Genomic DNA, 18,381 nt, shown 5'->3' with positions numbered 1-18,381 from the left:
TACATAACTATGGTAACATACATGAAAGCAATGCAGTTGGTATTCGCTGTCTTTCTTGCAGCAGGGATTTTGAGCAGCTGTAACGAGGTCTCTGGTAAAGAGCTCAACATCAGGGAATACGCCTTTAACGACAGTGGCTTACAGGTGATCACGCATTGGATCAATGAAAAAGCAGGCACGATGTCGGTATTGTATGGTAATGCGGCGGCTATGGAATACCATGCCAGTGATACCGGAAAACATGCTGCCGGCGAATCCTATACGCTGGCTACTTATAAACAGCAGGATAATACCCGCTGGTATGGCAGCAAGATCAATGGCGAACTGCAGCAGCTGGAAACGGTTTCCCTTGAACCGCGCCCGGAAAATGCAGGAACTGGCTATCGTATTTCTTATGAGAATCGCCGGCAGGCTTCGGGCGCCACTGCCGATACCACCGGCCGGGTACAAACGATCCTGGATGCAAAAGTTTCTCTTTTTCCATACTATAAGCGATCGACGCCGGTAGATAACAAAGGTTTTGCGCTGGTAGAGCTGTTTACCTCGGAAGGATGTTCGAGTTGTCCGCCTGCAGATAAATTGCTGGAAAAGCTGCAGCAGGATAATGCCAGTCAACCCGTATACGTGATCGCATATCATGTTGACTACTGGGATCACCAGGGCTGGAAAGACCGGTTCAGTGACCGCGCCTATACCGAAAGACAGCGCAGCTATGCCGATTGGTTACGGGTAGAATCGATCTATACGCCCCAGGCAGTCGTGAATGGTGCAAGCGAGTATGTTGGTTCGGATGAGACGCGGATCGTAAAGGCCGTGACCTCTGAGGTAAACAAAGCGGCTGATAATACACTTACATTGACAGGTCAGCAGCAGGATCGTCAACTAACGGTGAACTATGAACTGACGGGACAAACAAGAAATAAAACCCTGTTCCTGGCCCTGGTACAAAAGCATGCAGCCACGCAGGTAATGGCTGGTGAAAATGAAGGCCGTGCTTTAACCCATGTGCAGGTAGTGCGGCAACTGCTTCCCGTGGAAGTGAAACCCAGTGGCCATGCCACTATCAGTCTGCCTGCAGATTATACCAAAGATGGCTGGGAACTGATCGGCTTTCTGCAGCATACCGGTACTGGACGGATCACTGCTGCTACCCGGCTTAACTAACAGGCATGGCTTCTCAAAAAGTTATCTAAACACTTTATAAAAACAAACAAACTTCAACGTGAAAATGAAAAACAGTTTTTTACAACCCATACGCAGTTACCTGGTAATGGCTATGACAGCGCTTTTTGTAATGATGGCCGCGGTGCATACGAATGCCGCACCCATAAGCAGTCAGTTGGAAAGACAGGCTGCTGTAAAGAATATCGTGATCGTTCATGGCGCATTTGCAGACGGATCCGGTTTTAAAGCGCTTTACAAGATCTTAAGTAAGAAAGGGTATCATGTTACTATTGTACAGAATCCACTTACTTCTTTGAAAGATGATGTAGATGCAACCATCCGGGCGCTGGATAAACAGGATGGACCAACCATCCTTGTTGGACATTCCTGGGGCGGAACCGTAATAACCGAAGCCGGTTCGCATGCCAAAGTTGCGGCCCTGGTATACATCGCGGCTTTTATGCCCGATACAGGCGAAACCACCGCGCAGCTGGCTATGTCATTGCCGATGGCAGGCGAGAGTGGCATTTTACCACCCGATGAGAAAGGAGTCGTGTATTTTGACAAAGCAAAATTCCATACTGGTTTTGCCGCAGATCTTAGTAAGGAGGAAGCTGATTTTATGGCCGCTTCCCAGGTGCCCATCTTCGCAAGTTGTTTTGGTGCACCGGTAACCAATGCAGCCTGGAAAACCAAACCCGCCTATGGTATTGTGGCTACCGAAGATAAAGCGCTTAACCCGGCGATTGAACGGAATATGTACAAACGTGCAGGTGCGCAGGTTACCGAAATAAAAGGCAGTCATGTGATTTTTATATCAAAAGCGAATGCGGTAGCGGATGTCATCATACAAGCAGCGACCAGGAAATAAAATAGGTAATATCCATAACATTAAAAAAACAAACACAATGAACACTTTGGAATTCACAGGCAACAAGATCGAAAAAGTTTTATATACCGGTAAAACACATACTACGGGCGGCCGCGATGGCGCTTCACATAGCTCGGATGGTAATTTACAGGTGAAGCTATCCACACCGGGTATAGGCACAGGCACCAATCCGGAACAGTTATTTGCCGCAGGCTGGTCGGCCTGTTTCATTGGCGCCCTGGGTATTGCTGCTGCAAAAAGAAGAATTAAGTTATCGCCCGAAACGGCGGTGGATGCAGAGGTTGACCTGGGTACTACCAATGGCGGTTACTTCTTACAGGCAAGGCTGAACGTTCATTTGCCGGGGTTAGATGCTGCAACGGCGCAGGAGCTGTTGGAAGAAGCACATCAAACCTGTCCGTATTCAAAAGCTACCCGCGGTAATATCAATGTGCAGATCAACCTGGTGTAAGCCGGAGCGCTGAACCGGATGATGAAAAGCTCATAGGACTTTGTCTTATGAGCTTTTTTGCAGATGGCAGCCTGGTGTATGCTTGCGGGATACTTTTTATTGTGATATCTATGAGGTACATGCTAATTTCTAAGGGCTTTGGCGTTTAAATGCCATCCGTGAATGGCTTGTCGCAATCGCCCCCCATAATTGTCCCGATCACACCCTTTCCGGAGTATAGCGGATAGTAGTTTTATACTACAAAACATATGTGTCATGGAAAAGTACATCATGGAAAAAGATCGAACCGTCTTTTACGTAGAAGCCAGCTCATTTCCGGAAGGGGTGGGTGGAGCATACATGAAGTTACATGCACTGCTGCCAGCTGGGAACCAGAGAACCACTTATGGCATCAGTCACATGAATGACAAGGGGCAAATTGTTTACAAGGCGGCCGTGGAAGAATCTTTTCCGGGAGAAGCAGCGCAGCTTGGCTGTAAAACAATGGTTATAAGAAAAGGAATTTATGCCAGTGAGTTACTGGTGGACTGGAAAAAAGATGAGACCATCATTGGCCGTACTTTTCAAACGCTGTTACAACACCCCGACCTGGATCCCAATGGCTATTGTTTGGAAATATATCAAAGCGGAAAAGACGTGCTTTGCCTGGTGCCGTTTTCCGAGGAAAAATGACCAAAGGTCGCACCGTTGCGGGGAGCCAGTCACACGCGTTTTCGAACACCGTCAGGTTTATGGAAAAATACACTGCCTGCTGGTTTATCTTTGTAGCAACAGGGAAGGTTATCGGTCAATTGCTTTTTTGGATATTTAACAGGTGTATTTAATAACAGAAAAATGGCGGACAAAAAAATACATACAACCAATTATTTCGACACATTCATTGAGGTAGCGGAAGACACAAAAGCAACTCGCGGCACAGTGCCGCCATCGAAGGGCGACAAAAAGACGGTAGCGGAGATACAGTATGAGTTGATAGCTAAAAACCCATACAAATTCACTTCCGATGAGGTCTTATTCCAGGTATTTGCGACCAGGAATGATCTCACAAAAGCAGCACAAAAGGAAGCGCGCGAAATTTTCTTTTCGAAAGGACAACCTTGTTTAAGAGCATCTCCGTTGACAAAAACCTATGGTTTCGGTGTGCATTGCGATATTAACGGAAAAGTGGCCTTGTATGGCGTAGAAACGGAAGCGTACCAACGCTTTCTGTCAGATGCAACATGTAAGAAAGTGAAAGCGATGCGAAGTTCAAGGAAATAAAAAATATTTCAGCTGACAGCCTGCGCTTTCTCAGGACGAGTAAGCACTTATTTCCAATTCAGGTTAGAATTGGGGTGGATCGTTAGAGGCCAGGTTGAAAAACAAAAAAGTTGCCTGCTTAACAGTTTTGCTGGATGATTACAGCTTTCAGGTGCGTGTTTACAGTGAGTAAGTGGGTGATCCAGCTGTTTATGTGCGTGTCATTGTTCTATAGGTTGCAGATTTCCGGCGTCAGCAGGCAACTATCATCATTAAGTTGTTGACTTTCATGTAAAGTAGCGCAGCAAATACCCCATGTTGCCAGGCGGGCGCTCCATGCAGGCAACTTGCAGAGGAAATCACCAATATATAGAGCGCGAACACGAATAGTTACAGTTAGCTCGGGAAGGTGCACCTGGAAGTTGCCCATTGTTGCAGTGAGATGGGAACTAACACAATAAGGTCACGAAGCGGCGCTCCGCAGTTATAAAGCAGTACAACAAGGTCGCCAGGATCTATGTCGGAGCTCCTCTGGCCATTGATCTAATTCCAACAAAAAAGGCCCGCATTGCTGCAGACCTTTGAAAGATGTGGAGAATATCGGAGTCGAACCGACGACCTTCCCGGCTTGGTATGTCGGGACGCTTTGGCTACCAGAGCTGATTCCAACAAAAAAGGCCCGCATTGCTGCAGACCTTTGAAAGATGTGGAGAATATCGGAGTCGAACCGACGACCTCTTGCATGCCATGCAAGCGCTCTAGCCAACTGAGCTAATTCCCCATTATTTCGTAGCTGAACCGCGACCCTCCCGACCATGTCGGGATGCTCTGGCGAACTGAGCTAATCCCCATTATATCATCGTTGAACGCTAATTCCCCGATTATTTTTGAGTTTGCAAATATAGAGCTTGCTGCACTTTTCACCAAATAAAACCAATTTTCCTATTTCGCCTTCTTATTTACGATCTTTTCCACCCATTCCCCCGTGGCCTTCACCAGTAAACTCATGATGTCTTGTTTGCCTGCTTTAAAACTATGATCGGCGCCTTCCAGCTTTACCAGTTTGGCTTTTTTCAGTCCGCCACAAACCTCCTGGATCAGGTCCCATTGCGCCAGGGTATCCTTCGTGCCCTGTAAAAACAACATCGGTACTTTCACGGCCTTTAAATGTTCCGATCGGTCAATCGATGGCTTGCCGGCCGGGTGCAGGGGAAAACCATAAAAAATGATCCCTTGTACCGGAGCCTCGGGGTGTTCACTCAAATACTGCGAGCTCATCCGGCCGCCAAATGATTTTCCGCTGGCAAACAGCGGCAATGCAGGTTCCAGTTCCTGCGCCTTTTGAATGGCCGCTTCAATGGTCTGGTGGGCCACAGCAGGCGAATCGGGCCTGCCCTTTTTGTTTTCCGCAAAAGGAAAATTGAATCGCAGGGTACCAATACCAATCGCTGCCAGCGCTTCAGACAGGTTCACCATAAAAGAGTGATCCATTCCTGCACCGGCCCCATGCGCGAGGGTCAACACACAAACTGCATTGGCGGGCAGGGTAAATACGCCTGATACTTTTCCTACAGCGGATGATACTGGTATGGTGATGCGTTTACTGCTCATAATGGCCGATTGAAGACACTAAGATACTTTAATAAATGTCACCGGCAGATGAGTATGGTTCAGGAATGACAGGCTGGGAGTGGCCGTTTCAGCGATGTTTTTAAAGCACCTGCTTGTGTGGTTATAGTGATAGCAGGAACGGCCGGCCGGCCAGGATCTTCTAAACTGGCCGGGCGCCCGCATAACGAAAGATTAAACTCCCTAGCCTTTACGCAAAACTTCTATTTCTTCCAGGGATTTGGGCAGCGGTTTACCTAACAGCTGGCTGCCATTGTTGGTAATAAGATAATTGTCTTCTATGCGTATGCCTCCGAAATCGCGGTAGCTGTTCAGCAGCTCATAATTGATAAAAGCGCTGTGTTTCTGTTCCGCCTTCCACCGGTCAATCAATTCAGGAATAATATAAATGCCCGGCTCAACCGTAAGCGTAAATCCCGGCTTTAACGTCTTGCCAAGGCGAAGCGATTTCCAGCCGAACTCCGTGCTTTTTTTCAACTGGTCGTCATAGCCTACCAGGGGTTCACCCAGGTCTTCCATATCATGCACATCAAGGCCGATCATATGTCCAAGCCCGCACTGAAAGAACATAGTATGGGCGCCTGCTGCTACTGCTTCCGTAGCATTACCTTTCATTAAACCTACTGCCGTTAATCCTTCCACCAGTTTGATGCAGGCCTGGGTATGCACTTCTTTATATTGAATACCGGGCCGGAGCAGGGACACCGCATGATCCAGTACATGCAGTACTACATTGTATAATTCCCGCTGGCGGGTGGTGAACTGTTTTCCCACCGGGAAGGTGCGGGTAAGATCGCCGGCGTAATGCATGGTGGTTTCTGCGCCTGCGTCTACGAGCACCATTTGTCCATCCTCAATCGTATTGCCATGGTAATGATTGTGCAGGGTTTGCCCGTTTATGGTAAGAATAACGGGGTAAGAGAGGCGGCCATAACTGGCCAGGGCGATGGCTTCTACCTGCGCTGCCAGTTCATATTCCTTCATACCCGGCCTCGCCTGCCGGATAGCGGCCATATGCATGTCGGCGCTGATCGATACGGCTTTATCCATCTCGGCAATTTCGCGTTCTTCTTTTATTTCACGCTGTGAAATAACCGAACGGATAAGCGGTTCTGAAACGAATTCATGCAGTTGGGCGATGGAGGTATTCAGCCAGTTGGCCAGTTTTATTTTATTTTCCGGCCGGTAGGGCGGAAGGATATGTATTGGGCGTTTTGCTGCGCGGGCGGCTGACAGCAGGCTGGCGAGTGTAGCCAGCTTATCACTCGCGGCTATACCTACCGCTTCGGCCAGTTCCTGTACCAGCGGTTGCGGGCCCGTCCAGATGATGTCATCGATACTGGCATCTTCGCCAAAGAGGATCTCCTTGTTTTCATCGAGGTCGAAGATAGCGGCCAGGCCAGGTTGATCGATACCGATGTAGTATAAGAAGGTGCTGTCCTGCCGGAACGGATAACAGTTGTCTTTATAGTTCATGCTGCTGTCTTCATTGCCCAGCAACAACACAATGCCATTGGTGAGTTTTGATTGTAATTGCCGGCGGCGTTCTATATACACCTGCCGTTCGAAAAGAGGTTGATGCATGTAGTTTTGGGCCGAATTTACGAAGATGGCCTGATCAAAAACAAAAAAGCCATCCTGTAGAAACAGGACGGCGTTATTGATCGTACCCTTAAAAACTATCTTTAATTTCTTGATTTTACGATTGCCTGCGTGCTGATCTCCCTGCCATTTATCACTTTGATATAATAGGTTCCTGCGGGTACATCCATCATGGAGATCACTGCACTTGTAGTTATTTTAAATGTTTTTATAACGTTGCCGTTTGTGCTAATCAACTGGCCGTTCAGGGTCTGTTTCTGCCAGCTCTGTGGAATTGATATACGTAACTCGTTCACTACAGGGTTGGGATAAGCTGAGATCTTTGTGGTATCGTTTCCGTTTCCCAAACGAACGGTCTTTGTTTCAGAATATTTATACTTTCCGTCCTTATCAACCATTTTCAGCCGGTAGTAGATCACAGCGCCAACCGTGTTTTTAACAGGATCTTTATAGGAATAGTTATTGCTAATTGTGGGGGTTTCTGCAGAGAACATCAAAGCCACCTGGTGAAATTCTTTATTATCGTAACTTCTTTCGATGGCGTAATGGCTCATATTCACTTCCCTGCCGGTGCTCCAGGCCAGCCATATTTTCTCATTGGCCAGTTGTGCCGTAAAGCTCCGCAGATCAACTGGCAGCACAATAGGATCCAGCTCACTGCCCCGCATATTCAGGCTAAACAGGTCGTTGCCATTCCAGCCGTTCTGGTGCTGATAGTAACCCACCCGGATGGTTACAGTTTTCGGGGCCGCTGAATTTACCCGGTACATTTGCGTAGAATCAGTATCATCAATGCCTTGTCCGCCCGCAGGGTTCGAACTGGTGGCCGTGCCCCATACCATATTGCCCTGTTGAGTGACCGCTACTTTAGGGGTGTTGCTGCAGTACGCCCAACTGGGGTTGTCAACAGTGATAGCGTTAAACTCGGTTATCTGGTTACTGCCATCGAGCCCCATGAACACGCTGCTGAAATCATACACCGGTGAAGGGATGTTTGATGCAACGGTTACAAAACTGATGGTAAACACTGCGTAGTGGTAACCAACGCCGCCCAGGGACTGCAATTGTGGCTGAAGGGCGGTGGTAGAAGATCCTGAAGGCGTTGCATCTATATTGTAGAGCGAAACACCGATCAGGCTGTCTACTCGTACCAGCGCGTCTATTAATCCGCCAGACGTAATCGCTGAAAACCGGTACACGCATCCGGGCTGTTTGTCGGTGCCTGATTCAATGGCCGGTGTATTGAAGTTCAGGGATTGTGCAACCGCAACAGCGTTATATATAATAATAACTATTACTAATGTCAATCTTCTGATAACTGACGATCCAATGCTGGTTAAAATTGCAGGGTACAAATGATTCATACTTGTGGTTTGTAAGGGTGATACAATGATGCTATGACCACAGGTATTGGAAGCTATTGACTTCTCAGGGGGAGATTGGAATTAAGTATAGGAGGAATCAGGCCGTAATTGAATTACGTAAAAAATTTGCTGGAAAGTAAGGTGTTTTGCGGCTCGGCGGCCTGTCAGTAGGAGATTGGTACGGTTACTTGGATGATTTTCTTAATACAAAGATTAACACGTTTTTTTATAAATGCAAGGGCCGGCTACTATTTTCTATGAATCTTGATCTGAAATAAGACTATATTAAACGTGGCGCCAAACGAGGCTGACATTCAATGAGATAGTATGTAAATAAAAAAAGGTGGATCAACCGGTCCACCTTTTTTTGTTTTAAATCCCAGGAATATTATCGAACTAATTGTACAGTTCCTTTTGAATTGATCTTTGCCAAGCGCAGCTGACCAGTGATCGTATAAGTATACAAACCGGCTTTGGCAGGCACGCCCTTGATATTTCCATCCCAGCCTTTGTTGATGTCGGTAGTTGAGAACACCACTTTACCGGTTGCATCAGCTACTGAGAAGGTAGCCAGGGCAAACTCCGGATCTGTTTCAGGGATCTGGAAATTGCCTTTGCCAGGCGTGAATGTTTTTGGCATTGTAATTTTCTTAACCACTGTTACAGTAACCTCGGCGGTACCTGCGCAACCGCTGGTATTTCTTGCAGTTACTTTGTAGGTAGTGGTTTTGGCCGGTTTTACGATCGGGCTCGCTGTATTGGCAGCAGTTACGCCAACCGTGGGTGTCCAGCTGTAGCTGCTGATCTGGCTTTCGCTGACAGCAGATAATTTAGCGCTGTATCCTTCGAATATTTTGATCTCTTTATTGGTTCTGATCTCCGGTGCAGAGCCCATGTTCACTTCAATTACGTTTGAAGAGATCTGGCCACCGGTACAACCGCCCGCGCTGGTAAGTACTACACTTACTTTATCGCCGTTCCCTAAAGAAGGATTGCTGTAGGTTGGTGTGCTTACCCCAGCGTCGTTCCCGTTCACCAGCCATTTATACGATGGTGCGGTTCCGCCATTGGTCACTTTCACAGTAAAGCTGGCAGGAGATCCGGCGCACATCCCGTTTGGTGCAGGCGCAACAACGAGGGTAGGCGTTGCACCACCGGTAACATTCAATGCTGCTTTATTCGAGAACAGGGTGCGGCAGGCATTATTGGCCACGCAGCGGTATTGGTAATTATTCATTTTATCGCCCACATTGATCACGGTAAGCGTGTTGGTAGTGGCGCCTGAATAGTTTGCACCGTCTGCTACATCGCTCCATTCGCCATTCGAATATACCTGCCATTGATAAGCTTCGGCATGAGTGGCATTTACGCTGAAAGCGACATTACCGCCTTTACAAACGCTTTTATTAACAGGTTGCAGTTCGAAGCTCGGCATGGGGGCGTTACAGCTGGAAACTATTTCACGGATGGTATTATTATAACTATCAGTGATGAATACGTTACCGGCAATATCGGTAGCAATACCGATGGGATACCAGATCTTGGCCAGGATAGCAGGACCGCCATCACCAGCGTAATCAGGAGCACCGGTACCAGCGATGGTAGTGATGATCCCTTTTGTATTGATCTTTCTGATGGCGTGGTTTTGATAGTCAGAGGCATACACGTTACCAGCCGGGTCAACCGCCAAACCCTGCGGTGAACCGATCTGGAACTGGGCTTTGGTAGCAGGGCCATTATCGCCGCTGTAACCGGCTGTTCCGTTCCCGGCAAAAGTGCTGATGATACCGGCCGGGTTTACCTTACGGATCACCGAGTTGGAAGGATCAGCTATATAAATATTACCAGAGTTGTCTACCGCTATCCCTGCAGGTTGGGTAAGCAATGCTTTGGTGGCAGGACCGCCGTCACCAGCATAACCCGCTCTTCCGGGTACACCGGCAACAGTACTGATGATGCCTGATTTGCTTACTTTTCTGATAACCTTGTTAGAAGCGTCGGAAATGAATACGTTACCGTCTTTGTCAACCGCAACGGCAGTAGGACGATATAATTTTGCCTGGGATGCAGGACCGCCATCACCACTGAAACCTTCGGTTCCGGTTCCGGCGAAGATGGTCATGATACCAGAAGTAGTTACTTTTTTAATGACAGAGCTGTTGTAGTCGGCAATGTAAACGTTGCCTTCATTGTCGATGGTCATACCAGTGGGCTGCGCTAACTGGGCTGCGGTGGCTGGACCTCCGGCGCCGGCATTGCCAGCAGTACCGTTTCCGGCAACTGTGCTAACAGTACCGTTGTTATTCACTTTCCGGATAACGCGGTTGCGCATATCCGCAATGTACAGGTTCCCTTCGGCATCGGTGGCTACTGCTCTTGGCTGGTTAAAGCGGGCATTGTTGGCCGGCCCGCCGTCTCCCGCATACCCGGGAGAACCGATAACACCGGCAACAGTAGTAATAGTTTGTGAGTGCGCTACAGAACTGCCTGCGAACATCAGCAGGCTGCCTAAAACGATCTGGTTGAGTTTCATGGGATTAACAGGATTAGTTTAATAACAGAAGTTATATACTATGAAAAAATATAAAAAGTTTTGTGATTCAGCAAATGCCGGTCTTAAATGATATTAACATGAAAAATTTTTCTTTTCGTTCCGTAGTTTTTCTATAGTAATAAACCACGGAGAACTATTTTCGAAGCCTTAAGATGGGGGAGCGGAAAATACGGCATGTGCAATCAATTGTACTTTACCCGTAAGCCGATTCCTTTCGCGCTGTTCACCTGACAGGCCGGTGTAACTTGTTATATTATGATCTGGTACTCCCTGTTCGGTTGCTGGCTTATCCACTTTGCATTTGCTTCGATCCCCGGTAGTGAGAACTAAAGAACGGGTAAATACTTATATTATTGTTCCAATAAGTGGTTCCAGTAGTTTTACTATGAGAACAGGCTTTTTTGCTCCGTACTTTCATCAATGCCCAGTGGTGGCAGATTGGGCCACGCATAGGGCGCTGTTTTCTCCAGGTTATCGGGGCGGGGTTTGGTAGAACGGATGGTAAATACCGGCCAGTAATCCAACGCTTCAGCAGGCATTTCAAAATCGAGGATCTCTTGCATTTCTTCATCGGTTAAGTCGGGCAGTAACCATTTTATCTCAAGTTCTTTCGGCAGGAACATGGGCATGCGGAATACATTCGGCCCGCCGTTGTGGATCTGCCGCATGACGGAATTGGCGGCGCGGGTTATAAGTGTGAAGGTGCCTTTTATTTCGCCGGTCTCTACATCAGGAATGGGGGAATAATGATATAAACCGGGAATACAGAATAAGGGCCTGTCTTTCAAATGCACATAATACGGCACTTTATTCTTCCAGCCTTTTATTTCACGATGTTCATAAATGCCGTTCACCGGAATAAGACATCTTTTAGAGCGGATCCTGCGCCAGAATGATTTTTTATCATTGATGATCTTTTCGCTCTGCGCATTGCACATATACTGGCGGCTTTGTTTCACTTTCTCAGGCGTGTTCATGTAATCGGCGATCACGCCCCATTCAAAGGGTTTTAGCTTGTACCGGGCGTCTTCAAAAATGATGACCGGGTATTTGCGGTAAGCCTGTGCCTGCACGTGTATGGTGAGGTCAAAATCGATCGATAGCTGCGGATCGATCACCAGGTCGGGCAGGTAATCTGTAATTAACTGAATATTCGAAGTAAAAGATATATCGTAACACATGCATCAAAGATTTTCAATGTCAGCAAGCGGTAATTTCACCTCATGGATCCCACACTTTAAGGTAATGAAAAGTTCGCCAAACTGAATGAAAAGATCCGCTTTTACCTGCTCATTCCTGCTCACTGCCCAATTTAATTTTTCATTAATATAAGTGCGGATGCGCGCGGCAATGACCGGTGTGGGTTTCCAGGGCTGTTGCACCAGCGGACTGTAAATATGATATCCTTCCGGCTGGCTCGCTGCAATGAATAATTTTTCGTAGTGTTCCGCTTCATTCACATTATATAGAAATCGGTTGGGGTCCTTATCGAGCGTATCATAATGCGTTTTTGCCCGGCTGTAATCAGTGTAGTGAGTAAATAAGAAAGCGGCTTTGTTAAGCGGATCGAGTGGGTTTTTACCACGCATGTAGGTTTGCCGCACAAAAAAACTATTACCCGCTTTAATGAGCGATTCAAGCAACCGGGTGGTAAGTAGAACGAAGGGGTTGTGCATGGCTCAGATCTTTATGGTCAATACTTCATCGATGCGGGTGGTATAACAGGGCGATAGTTTCAACTGGCGCAATTTCCAGCGGGTGCCAAATCCCTGCAGGGCAAAGCGCACGGTATTTTTTCCAAACGATCTGTTCACCACATCCAGCACCTGCATGAGCTGCGAATTCCGTGCCCTGTTCTGCTGGTCAAAAATATTGCTTTGCACTTCCGTGGCCGGAGACAGTTCCATGGCGGTGCAACCCGTCTTGTTGTAATTATAGCCCGGCCGGTAAATGGTTTCCAGTGCGTGCCGGGCATGTGCAATCAGTTCATTGGTGCTGTTGGTAGGCACAGGCAGGCGCATGGTGAGTGAGCGGAAATACTGTGGCTCCTGGCTTCGGTGGGCATTGGTTTGCACAAAGATCTGGATGGCGCTGGTGACCAGCTGCTCACTGCGCAGCTTAGCCGCAACCATGGCGGTGAAATTAGCCAGCGCTTCCATTACTTCCTGCTTTTCGCTCAATACTTTGCCGAATCCCCGCGCTACGCAAACCATTTTCTTTTTGGGTGGCATTTCTTCAAAAGAAATGCAGGAGATGCCTTTGAGCTCGTTATACATTCGCTGCCCCACAACCGAAAGGTTCTTCCGGATCCATTCTTCCGGAGCCCGTGACAGATCCCAGGCAGTGATAAACCCGTTCCTGTTAAGCAATTTCGTATACTGCGGGCCGATACCCCAGATGTCTTTTACCTGGGTATTTTGCAGGGCAAACTGCATTTTCTCCGCCGTATCGATGGCATACACCCCGAGTTGTTTGTTCCTTTTTTTTACCAGGCGGTTGGCCATTTTTGCCAGCGTTTTGGAAGGCGCAATGCCAATGGAAACCGGAATGCCGGTATGCTGCATGACCGTGCTGCGGATGGTTTGTGCATAGTCTGCCAGGTTAAAATGACGGAAAGCCGAGAGATCGAGAAATGCTTCATCAATGGAATACACTTCTACCTGGTCGCAGAATTGCGACAAGGTGGTCATCACCCGGTCGCTCAGATCGCCATACAAGGTATAGTTGGAAGAAAAAACCGATACATTGTGCTGTTGCAGCACCTGCTCAATAAGGAAGGAGGGAGCGCCCATTTCAATGCCCAGTTCCTTGGCCTCGTCGGACCGGGCAATGACACAACCATCGTTGTTGCTCAGCACGACAATGGGCCTGTTTTGCAACCTGGGCTGAAAAAGCCGTTCACATGATGCATAGAAATTATTACAATCAACCAACGCGATCATTTGTATCATATTTATACTTTACTATCACGGCGGTTACAACGCCCCAGACCTGCATATTCATTTCTTCTGTGACTACCAATGGTTTGTAAACCGGGTTCTCGGCATGGAGCACCAGCGACTTGCGGGTTTGCACCAGGCGGCGCACGGTAAATTCGCCACTTACCACGGCCAGTACGATCATACCACTGGCGGGTTTTATGGACCGGTCGACCACCAGCAGGGAACCATGTGGCATACAGGCATTGATCATACTATCGCCCGACACCCTGAAATAAAAGGTAGCGGTAGGATGCTGCACCAGGTATTTCGACAATTCAATTACATCCTCCTGGTAATCTTTTGCCGGAGACGGAAAGCCCATAAATAATTGTTTGATTGCAGTACAAAAATACTAAGATTATTAGTAAATTTGTACTAATGATTTTAGTGGAAAACTTTATGATTTTGGGATTCCGCTTTCATTTCCAGGAAACGCATGCAAGGGAGCGAGGTCGATAAAATGCAGATGCTGAGCGGTTTTGGTAACAATAGCAGGCCAGGTGATCACTGTACCGATCGTAATGAATTTAGTTATAAACGCAGCAGAAAAAAGTTCAGCTTATAACAAAAAAAGTACAATGCATCCTTTATGCAATTTGAATTCGAATTTGTTTTTTTCTTTGATACATGGAAAAAGATCCACGATATAAAGCTGTAAAAATATTGATTGAGGGGAAACATATATCCGAATTCAAGGAAATCTTTACCCATGTTCCTAAAACTATAATGGCTCACGACCTGGGTACCAACAATAACCGGATGACGCGTTTGATCACCAACGTTGAACAGTTTACGTTAGCTGAATTATACAAGATCAGTGATCTGTTGGATGTAGATTATAAGACGATCTTTTCACTGGCGCACACGCAGCATTTCGGTAACGACAAAAGAGGTAAAAAAAAACCTTGACCGGCACTTAAGTAACATGCATCACCGGTAATCCTATTTGTTCCGCCTTATCCTTACGCACAACTCCTCCCCATGTCCATAAATGATTAGTAGCCCGGAGGGGTATCAGGGGCCATCGCAAGATGGCCCTTAATATTTTATAGTCGATGTGTTCTCTCATACAGTCAGTTGATAAAGGAGGTGACCTTCGTGTCGCCTCCACTTGTTTAGGCAATGCCAAAATAGCTGAATAAATAGCGATTTGATTATAGAAAGGCTGTCGTAATAATCATTTGCTTGCATTAGGAAATCCGGTCATGTCAGTCGACCGGATACCTGTTGCCTGAATGCTTATGAAAAAACGACCATGATAATACGCCGCCCGCGGCTTAGTGTACGCACACCAGTTATACCGACGATTGTTCAATTACTCAATTGTAAAAACTTGCTGTATGTTAACCAACTCAACACTGCTACAAAGGAGAAAATATGGGCATGCTTTTCTAAAAAAGAATGTATTGCTATCCGTGAGTATATTTTTTTGTTCTTTACTGGCGCCTGTTTTCCTGGATGCCCAGGAGGCGGCAGTAAAGAGCGTAACCGTCAAGGGAACCATCAGGACCGAGGCCGGCGAACCGCTGCCGGGTGTGTCGGTGATCGTTAAAGGAAGCTCTAACGGAACCACCACAAAAGAAGACGGCGCTTTTCAGATCAGTGCCCCCGTAAACAGTACGCTGTCCATTACCATGGTAGGGTTTGTAACCAAAGAAATAAAGGTTGGCAATAATGACCAGCTTAACCTCGCCATTTCAATGAGCTCCGATAAACTGGAAATGGATAAAGTGATCGTGGTAGGATACGGTACGCGCCGTAAATCTGATGTAACCGGATCTATAGTATCCATCAGCGAACAATCTATCAAAGACGTTCCCTCGAGCAACCTGGCTGCTGCCATTCAGGGGCAGGGAGCTGGTATTGATATTCAGCGCAGCGGCGCCAACAGTAAACCCGGTGCTACTCCGAATATCCTCATCAGGGGATCAAGATCATTAGGCGCCAGCAATGCACCGCTGATCGTTGTGGATGGTATTCCTTTCAATGGGAATATCAACGATCTTAACCAGGATGATGTGGCTTCCGTTGAAATATTAAAAGATGGTTCTTCCACCGCTATCTATGGATCAAGAGGCGCAAATGGCGTGATCCTGATCACTACAAAACGCGGCAAAACGTCGAAACCGGTATTTACGTATAGTGGTTATGTGGGCTCCAGCCGCTTAACCCGGAAATTCCCGGTGATGAACGCAGAAGAATTCACCAATTTGAAGAAATGGGCCAATATCATTGCCAACCCGGGGAAATATACCGGTCTCGATGATCCCCAGTTTCTCACCAATGGGATCTTTGATCCCGCTGAAGTAGAAGGTATAAAGACCGGCCGCAATACCGACTGGCAGGACCTGATCTATAAGATGGGTATCATTACCGACCATCAGCTGGGAGTAACCGGTGGAACGGAACAAACCCAGTATGCCGTTTCAGGCGGTTACTTTAACCAGACCGGCATCTATCACGGGCAGAGCTTTGAGCGCTACACCGTTAAGTTAAGTGTAGATCAGCAATTGGGCCGCATTTTCAAAGTGGGCCTCAATTCGTTGAATACCTATTCCGTGCGCAAAGGGGAAAGCGCTAACCCCATGGGACAGGCGCTGCGGGCCAGTCCGCTGGCATCGCCTTATGACAGCGCCGGTAATATCCTGAACACCTATGTTCCGGGCAGTGCCAACCAGGTATGGAATCCCCTGGCCGACCTGATACCAGGTGCAGCGGTGGAAGACAGAAAGCGGTTGGGAACATTCACCACCTTATACCTTGAAGCAAACCTCTTCAAAGGATTGAAGTACCGCCTGAATGCCGGTGCAGAAATCCGGAGCGATATTTATGGTAATTTCTATTCTGAAAAAACCAGTTTCCGGGTTAACCAGGGTGGATCGGGCTCGTCGAACCGAACCAATTTATCGAATAACTACACGCTTGAGAACCTGCTTATTTACGACGCTACCATTGCTGAAAGACATAAAATAAATTTCACCGGTTTGTACAGCCTGCAGGAAGTGGCCACACAGCAGAACCAGTTCGATAACACAAATATCCTGGCCGATTACCTGGCCTATTACAATCCCACCTACGGATCAAATTTAAAAGGAAGCGGTAGTACCTCAAAAGCCGATATCCTTTCTTATATGTGCCGGGTGAACTATAGCTTCGACGATAAGTACCTGTTGACATTGACCCTGCGGGCCGATGGTTCATCGCGTTTAGCGGAAGGAAATAAATGGCATTCATTCCCCTCTGCTGCCTTTGCCTGGAATATAAGCCGCGAAGATTTTATGCAAAATATAGGCGCTATCAGCAACCTGAAATTCAGGGCGAGTTATGGCAGTGTTGGCCAGCAATCGATCAATGCCTTTCAAACGCTCGGTCAATTGAGCGGCCTCGTATATAATTATGGCGGCACCATGGTCACCGGCGCCTATCTGAGCTCCACCATCAATCCAACCCTCACCTGGGAATATACCAAAACAGCGAACCTGGGCATAGATTTCGGTCTGTTGGGCAACCGTATTACCGGTTCAGTAGAGGTATACAAAGCATTTACCAATTCCCTGCTGTTGCCCCAAACATTACCACCCACCTCCGGCATTCCGAACGCTATTGTTACGAATGTAGGTAAAACAGAGAACAAGGGTATCGAAGTGCATCTCAGTACGATCAACGTTCAGGCGCAAGGCCGGAAAGATTTTAACTGGACAAGCGACTTTAACTTCTTTATCAACCGCGGAAAAATAACCCAGTTGGCAGGTGGTGTTACAAGAGATGTAGCCAATGGATGGTTTGTTGGCCAGCCGCTGGATGTTTATTATGATTATAAACGAGTGGGCATTTGGCAGAATACGGCCGAAGATACGGCCGCCGCAAGAGCGTTGGGTTTATCGGTGTCGGGCAACTCATCCGTTATAGGCACCATTCGCGTAGCAGACCTCAGCGGTCCTGATGGCAAACCGGATAACAGCATCGATGCTACCAATGACAGGATCATTGTTGGCACCAGCCAGCCCAAATGGGAGGGCGGCACCACGCAGCGATTTGGTTTTATGGGTTTCGACCTCACCGTGGTTGCTTTTGCCAGGTGGGGTGCTACCATGAACAGCAGCCTGCATGGGGGCGGTTTTGTAAATACTTACCAGGGTACATACAATAATCTTAAGACAAATTACTGGACGCCAGAAAACCGGGAGCCATGGAATCCAAAGGCAAATGCAAATGCTACCAATCCACTGAACCGTTCGGTGATGAGCTATTTCGATGGATCCTTTGTAAAGATCAGAAGTATCAGCCTGGGCTATAACCTGGATCCAGCGATGATTAAACGCATCGGGGCCAGAACCTGTCGTGTATATGCCACCGCTGCAGATCCATTCATCCTGTTTTCACCTTTTAGAAGAGCAGGTGGTATTGATCCGGAAGGTACAGGATCGGTGGGCGCCGATACACCGCCAACCTGGTCATTGATCTTTGGCCTTAACCTGTCGTTTTAACTTTTACAACCCAAAATA

Annotated in this window: 15 protein-coding genes and 2 tRNA genes; 7 read left to right on the top strand and 10 right to left on the bottom strand. The window is 47.5% G+C overall.

The window, feature by feature from the left end:
• Nucleotides 1-9 precede the first annotated feature (9 nt).
• The 5 genes from JT717_RS05630 (at nt 10) to JT717_RS05610 (ending at nt 3,767) form a co-directional block, all read left to right on the top strand.
• A complete protein-coding gene (locus JT717_RS05630; protein ID WP_240347854.1) occupies nt 10-1,164 on the top strand; it encodes a DUF1223 domain-containing protein in 1,155 nt (384 codons plus the stop codon).
• Between the two features lie 64 nt (nt 1,165-1,228).
• Nucleotides 1,229-2,035 carry an alpha/beta hydrolase gene (locus tag JT717_RS05625; RefSeq protein ID WP_205509224.1) on the top strand — a complete coding sequence of 269 codons (807 nt, stop codon included), beginning with the start codon at nt 1,229-1,231 and terminating at the stop codon, nt 2,033-2,035.
• Nucleotides 2,036-2,072: 37 nt separating this feature from the next.
• On the top strand, nt 2,073-2,507 hold the full coding sequence (locus tag JT717_RS05620; RefSeq protein WP_205509223.1) for an organic hydroperoxide resistance protein: 435 nt from the start codon (nt 2,073-2,075) through the stop codon (nt 2,505-2,507).
• Nucleotides 2,508-2,762: 255 nt separating this feature from the next.
• Complete coding sequence (locus JT717_RS05615) at nt 2,763-3,179, top strand: hypothetical protein (protein WP_205509222.1); 417 nt, start codon at nt 2,763-2,765, stop codon at nt 3,177-3,179.
• 162 nt (nt 3,180-3,341) lie between these two features.
• Nucleotides 3,342-3,767 (top strand): DUF6157 family protein, encoded by a 426-nt coding sequence (locus tag JT717_RS05610; RefSeq protein WP_205509221.1) that lies wholly within the window; start codon nt 3,342-3,344, stop codon nt 3,765-3,767.
• A gap of 570 nt (nt 3,768-4,337) precedes the next feature.
• Here JT717_RS05610 and JT717_RS05605 read toward each other — a convergent pair.
• The 10 genes from JT717_RS05605 to JT717_RS05560 all read right to left on the bottom strand — a co-directional run bounded on the left by JT717_RS05605 (nt 4,338) and on the right by JT717_RS05560 (nt 14,198).
• Nucleotides 4,338-4,413, bottom strand: a tRNA-OTHER gene (locus tag JT717_RS05605).
• Between the two features lie 40 nt (nt 4,414-4,453).
• Nucleotides 4,454-4,527 (bottom strand) — tRNA-Ala (locus tag JT717_RS05600).
• Nucleotides 4,528-4,688: 161 nt separating this feature from the next.
• The gene (locus JT717_RS05595) at nt 4,689-5,357 is read right to left on the bottom strand and encodes an alpha/beta hydrolase family protein (protein WP_205509220.1); all 669 of its coding nucleotides are present in this window, start codon (nt 5,355-5,357) and stop codon (nt 4,689-4,691) included.
• Nucleotides 5,358-5,558: 201 nt separating this feature from the next.
• Nucleotides 5,559-6,959 (bottom strand): aminopeptidase P family protein, encoded by a 1,401-nt coding sequence (locus tag JT717_RS05590; RefSeq protein WP_205509219.1) that lies wholly within the window; start codon nt 6,957-6,959, stop codon nt 5,559-5,561.
• Between the two features lie 101 nt (nt 6,960-7,060).
• Nucleotides 7,061-8,284, bottom strand: coding sequence for a T9SS type A sorting domain-containing protein (locus tag JT717_RS05585; protein WP_205509218.1), 1,224 nt, complete (start codon nt 8,282-8,284; stop codon nt 7,061-7,063).
• A gap of 445 nt (nt 8,285-8,729) precedes the next feature.
• Entirely contained in the window at nt 8,730-10,874 is a 2,145-nt protein-coding gene (locus tag JT717_RS05580) for an NHL repeat-containing protein (RefSeq protein WP_205509217.1), read from the bottom strand.
• Between the two features lie 404 nt (nt 10,875-11,278).
• Nucleotides 11,279-12,076 carry an SOS response-associated peptidase gene (locus JT717_RS05575; protein WP_205509216.1) on the bottom strand — a complete coding sequence of 266 codons (798 nt, stop codon included), beginning with the start codon at nt 12,074-12,076 and terminating at the stop codon, nt 11,279-11,281.
• Nucleotides 12,077-12,079: 3 nt separating this feature from the next.
• Nucleotides 12,080-12,571 (bottom strand): hypothetical protein, encoded by a 492-nt coding sequence (locus tag JT717_RS05570; protein WP_205509215.1) that lies wholly within the window; start codon nt 12,569-12,571, stop codon nt 12,080-12,082.
• Nucleotides 12,572-12,574: 3 nt separating this feature from the next.
• Nucleotides 12,575-13,846 carry a Y-family DNA polymerase gene (locus tag JT717_RS05565; protein ID WP_240347853.1) on the bottom strand — a complete coding sequence of 424 codons (1,272 nt, stop codon included), beginning with the start codon at nt 13,844-13,846 and terminating at the stop codon, nt 12,575-12,577.
• Nucleotides 13,821-14,198: a LexA family protein gene (locus JT717_RS05560; RefSeq protein WP_205509214.1), complete on the bottom strand. Its 378-nt coding sequence runs from the start codon at nt 14,196-14,198 to the stop codon at nt 13,821-13,823. The genes JT717_RS05565 and JT717_RS05560 overlap by 26 nt, the downstream gene beginning before the upstream one ends.
• 404 nt (nt 14,199-14,602) lie before the next feature.
• Here JT717_RS05560 and JT717_RS05555 point away from each other — a divergent pair, with 404 nt between their 5' ends.
• Nucleotides 14,603-14,785 carry a hypothetical protein gene (locus JT717_RS05555; RefSeq protein WP_205509213.1) on the top strand — a complete coding sequence of 61 codons (183 nt, stop codon included), beginning with the start codon at nt 14,603-14,605 and terminating at the stop codon, nt 14,783-14,785.
• A gap of 431 nt (nt 14,786-15,216) precedes the next feature.
• A complete protein-coding gene (locus tag JT717_RS05550) occupies nt 15,217-18,363 on the top strand; it encodes a SusC/RagA family TonB-linked outer membrane protein (protein ID WP_205509212.1) in 3,147 nt (1,048 codons plus the stop codon).
• The last annotated feature ends 18 nt before the right edge of the window (nt 18,364-18,381 follow it).

The sequence above is a fragment of the Longitalea arenae genome (assembly GCF_016924755.1).
In the GTDB taxonomy this organism is placed as follows: Bacteria; Bacteroidota; Bacteroidia; order Chitinophagales; family Chitinophagaceae; genus Niastella; species Niastella arenae.
This window is presented reverse-complemented; position numbering and strand designations above follow the sequence as displayed.

Excerpts from the sequence above, each read along its gene's own strand:
- JT717_RS05630 (WP_240347854.1), top strand. The coding sequence starts at position 10 with ATGGTAACATACATGAAAGCAATGCAGTTGGTATTCGCTGTCTTTCTT.
- JT717_RS05625 (WP_205509224.1), top strand. The coding sequence starts at position 1,229 with ATGAAAAACAGTTTTTTACAACCCATACGCAGTTACCTGGTAATGGCT.
- JT717_RS05620 (WP_205509223.1), top strand. The coding sequence starts at position 2,073 with ATGAACACTTTGGAATTCACAGGCAACAAGATCGAAAAAGTTTTATAT.
- JT717_RS05615 (WP_205509222.1), top strand. The coding sequence starts at position 2,763 with ATGGAAAAGTACATCATGGAAAAAGATCGAACCGTCTTTTACGTAGAA.
- JT717_RS05610 (WP_205509221.1), top strand. The coding sequence starts at position 3,342 with ATGGCGGACAAAAAAATACATACAACCAATTATTTCGACACATTCATT.
- JT717_RS05595 (WP_205509220.1), bottom strand. The coding sequence starts at position 5,357 with ATGAGCAGTAAACGCATCACCATACCAGTATCATCCGCTGTAGGAAAA.
- JT717_RS05590 (WP_205509219.1), bottom strand. The coding sequence starts at position 6,959 with ATGCATCAACCTCTTTTCGAACGGCAGGTGTATATAGAACGCCGCCGG.
- JT717_RS05580 (WP_205509217.1), bottom strand. The coding sequence starts at position 10,874 with ATGAAACTCAACCAGATCGTTTTAGGCAGCCTGCTGATGTTCGCAGGC.
- JT717_RS05575 (WP_205509216.1), bottom strand. The coding sequence starts at position 12,076 with ATGTGTTACGATATATCTTTTACTTCGAATATTCAGTTAATTACAGAT.
- JT717_RS05570 (WP_205509215.1), bottom strand. The coding sequence starts at position 12,571 with ATGCACAACCCCTTCGTTCTACTTACCACCCGGTTGCTTGAATCGCTC.
- JT717_RS05565 (WP_240347853.1), bottom strand. The coding sequence starts at position 13,846 with ATGATACAAATGATCGCGTTGGTTGATTGTAATAATTTCTATGCATCA.
- JT717_RS05560 (WP_205509214.1), bottom strand. The coding sequence starts at position 14,198 with ATGGGCTTTCCGTCTCCGGCAAAAGATTACCAGGAGGATGTAATTGAA.
- JT717_RS05555 (WP_205509213.1), top strand. The coding sequence starts at position 14,603 with ATGGCTCACGACCTGGGTACCAACAATAACCGGATGACGCGTTTGATC.
- JT717_RS05550 (WP_205509212.1), top strand. The coding sequence starts at position 15,217 with ATGTTAACCAACTCAACACTGCTACAAAGGAGAAAATATGGGCATGCT.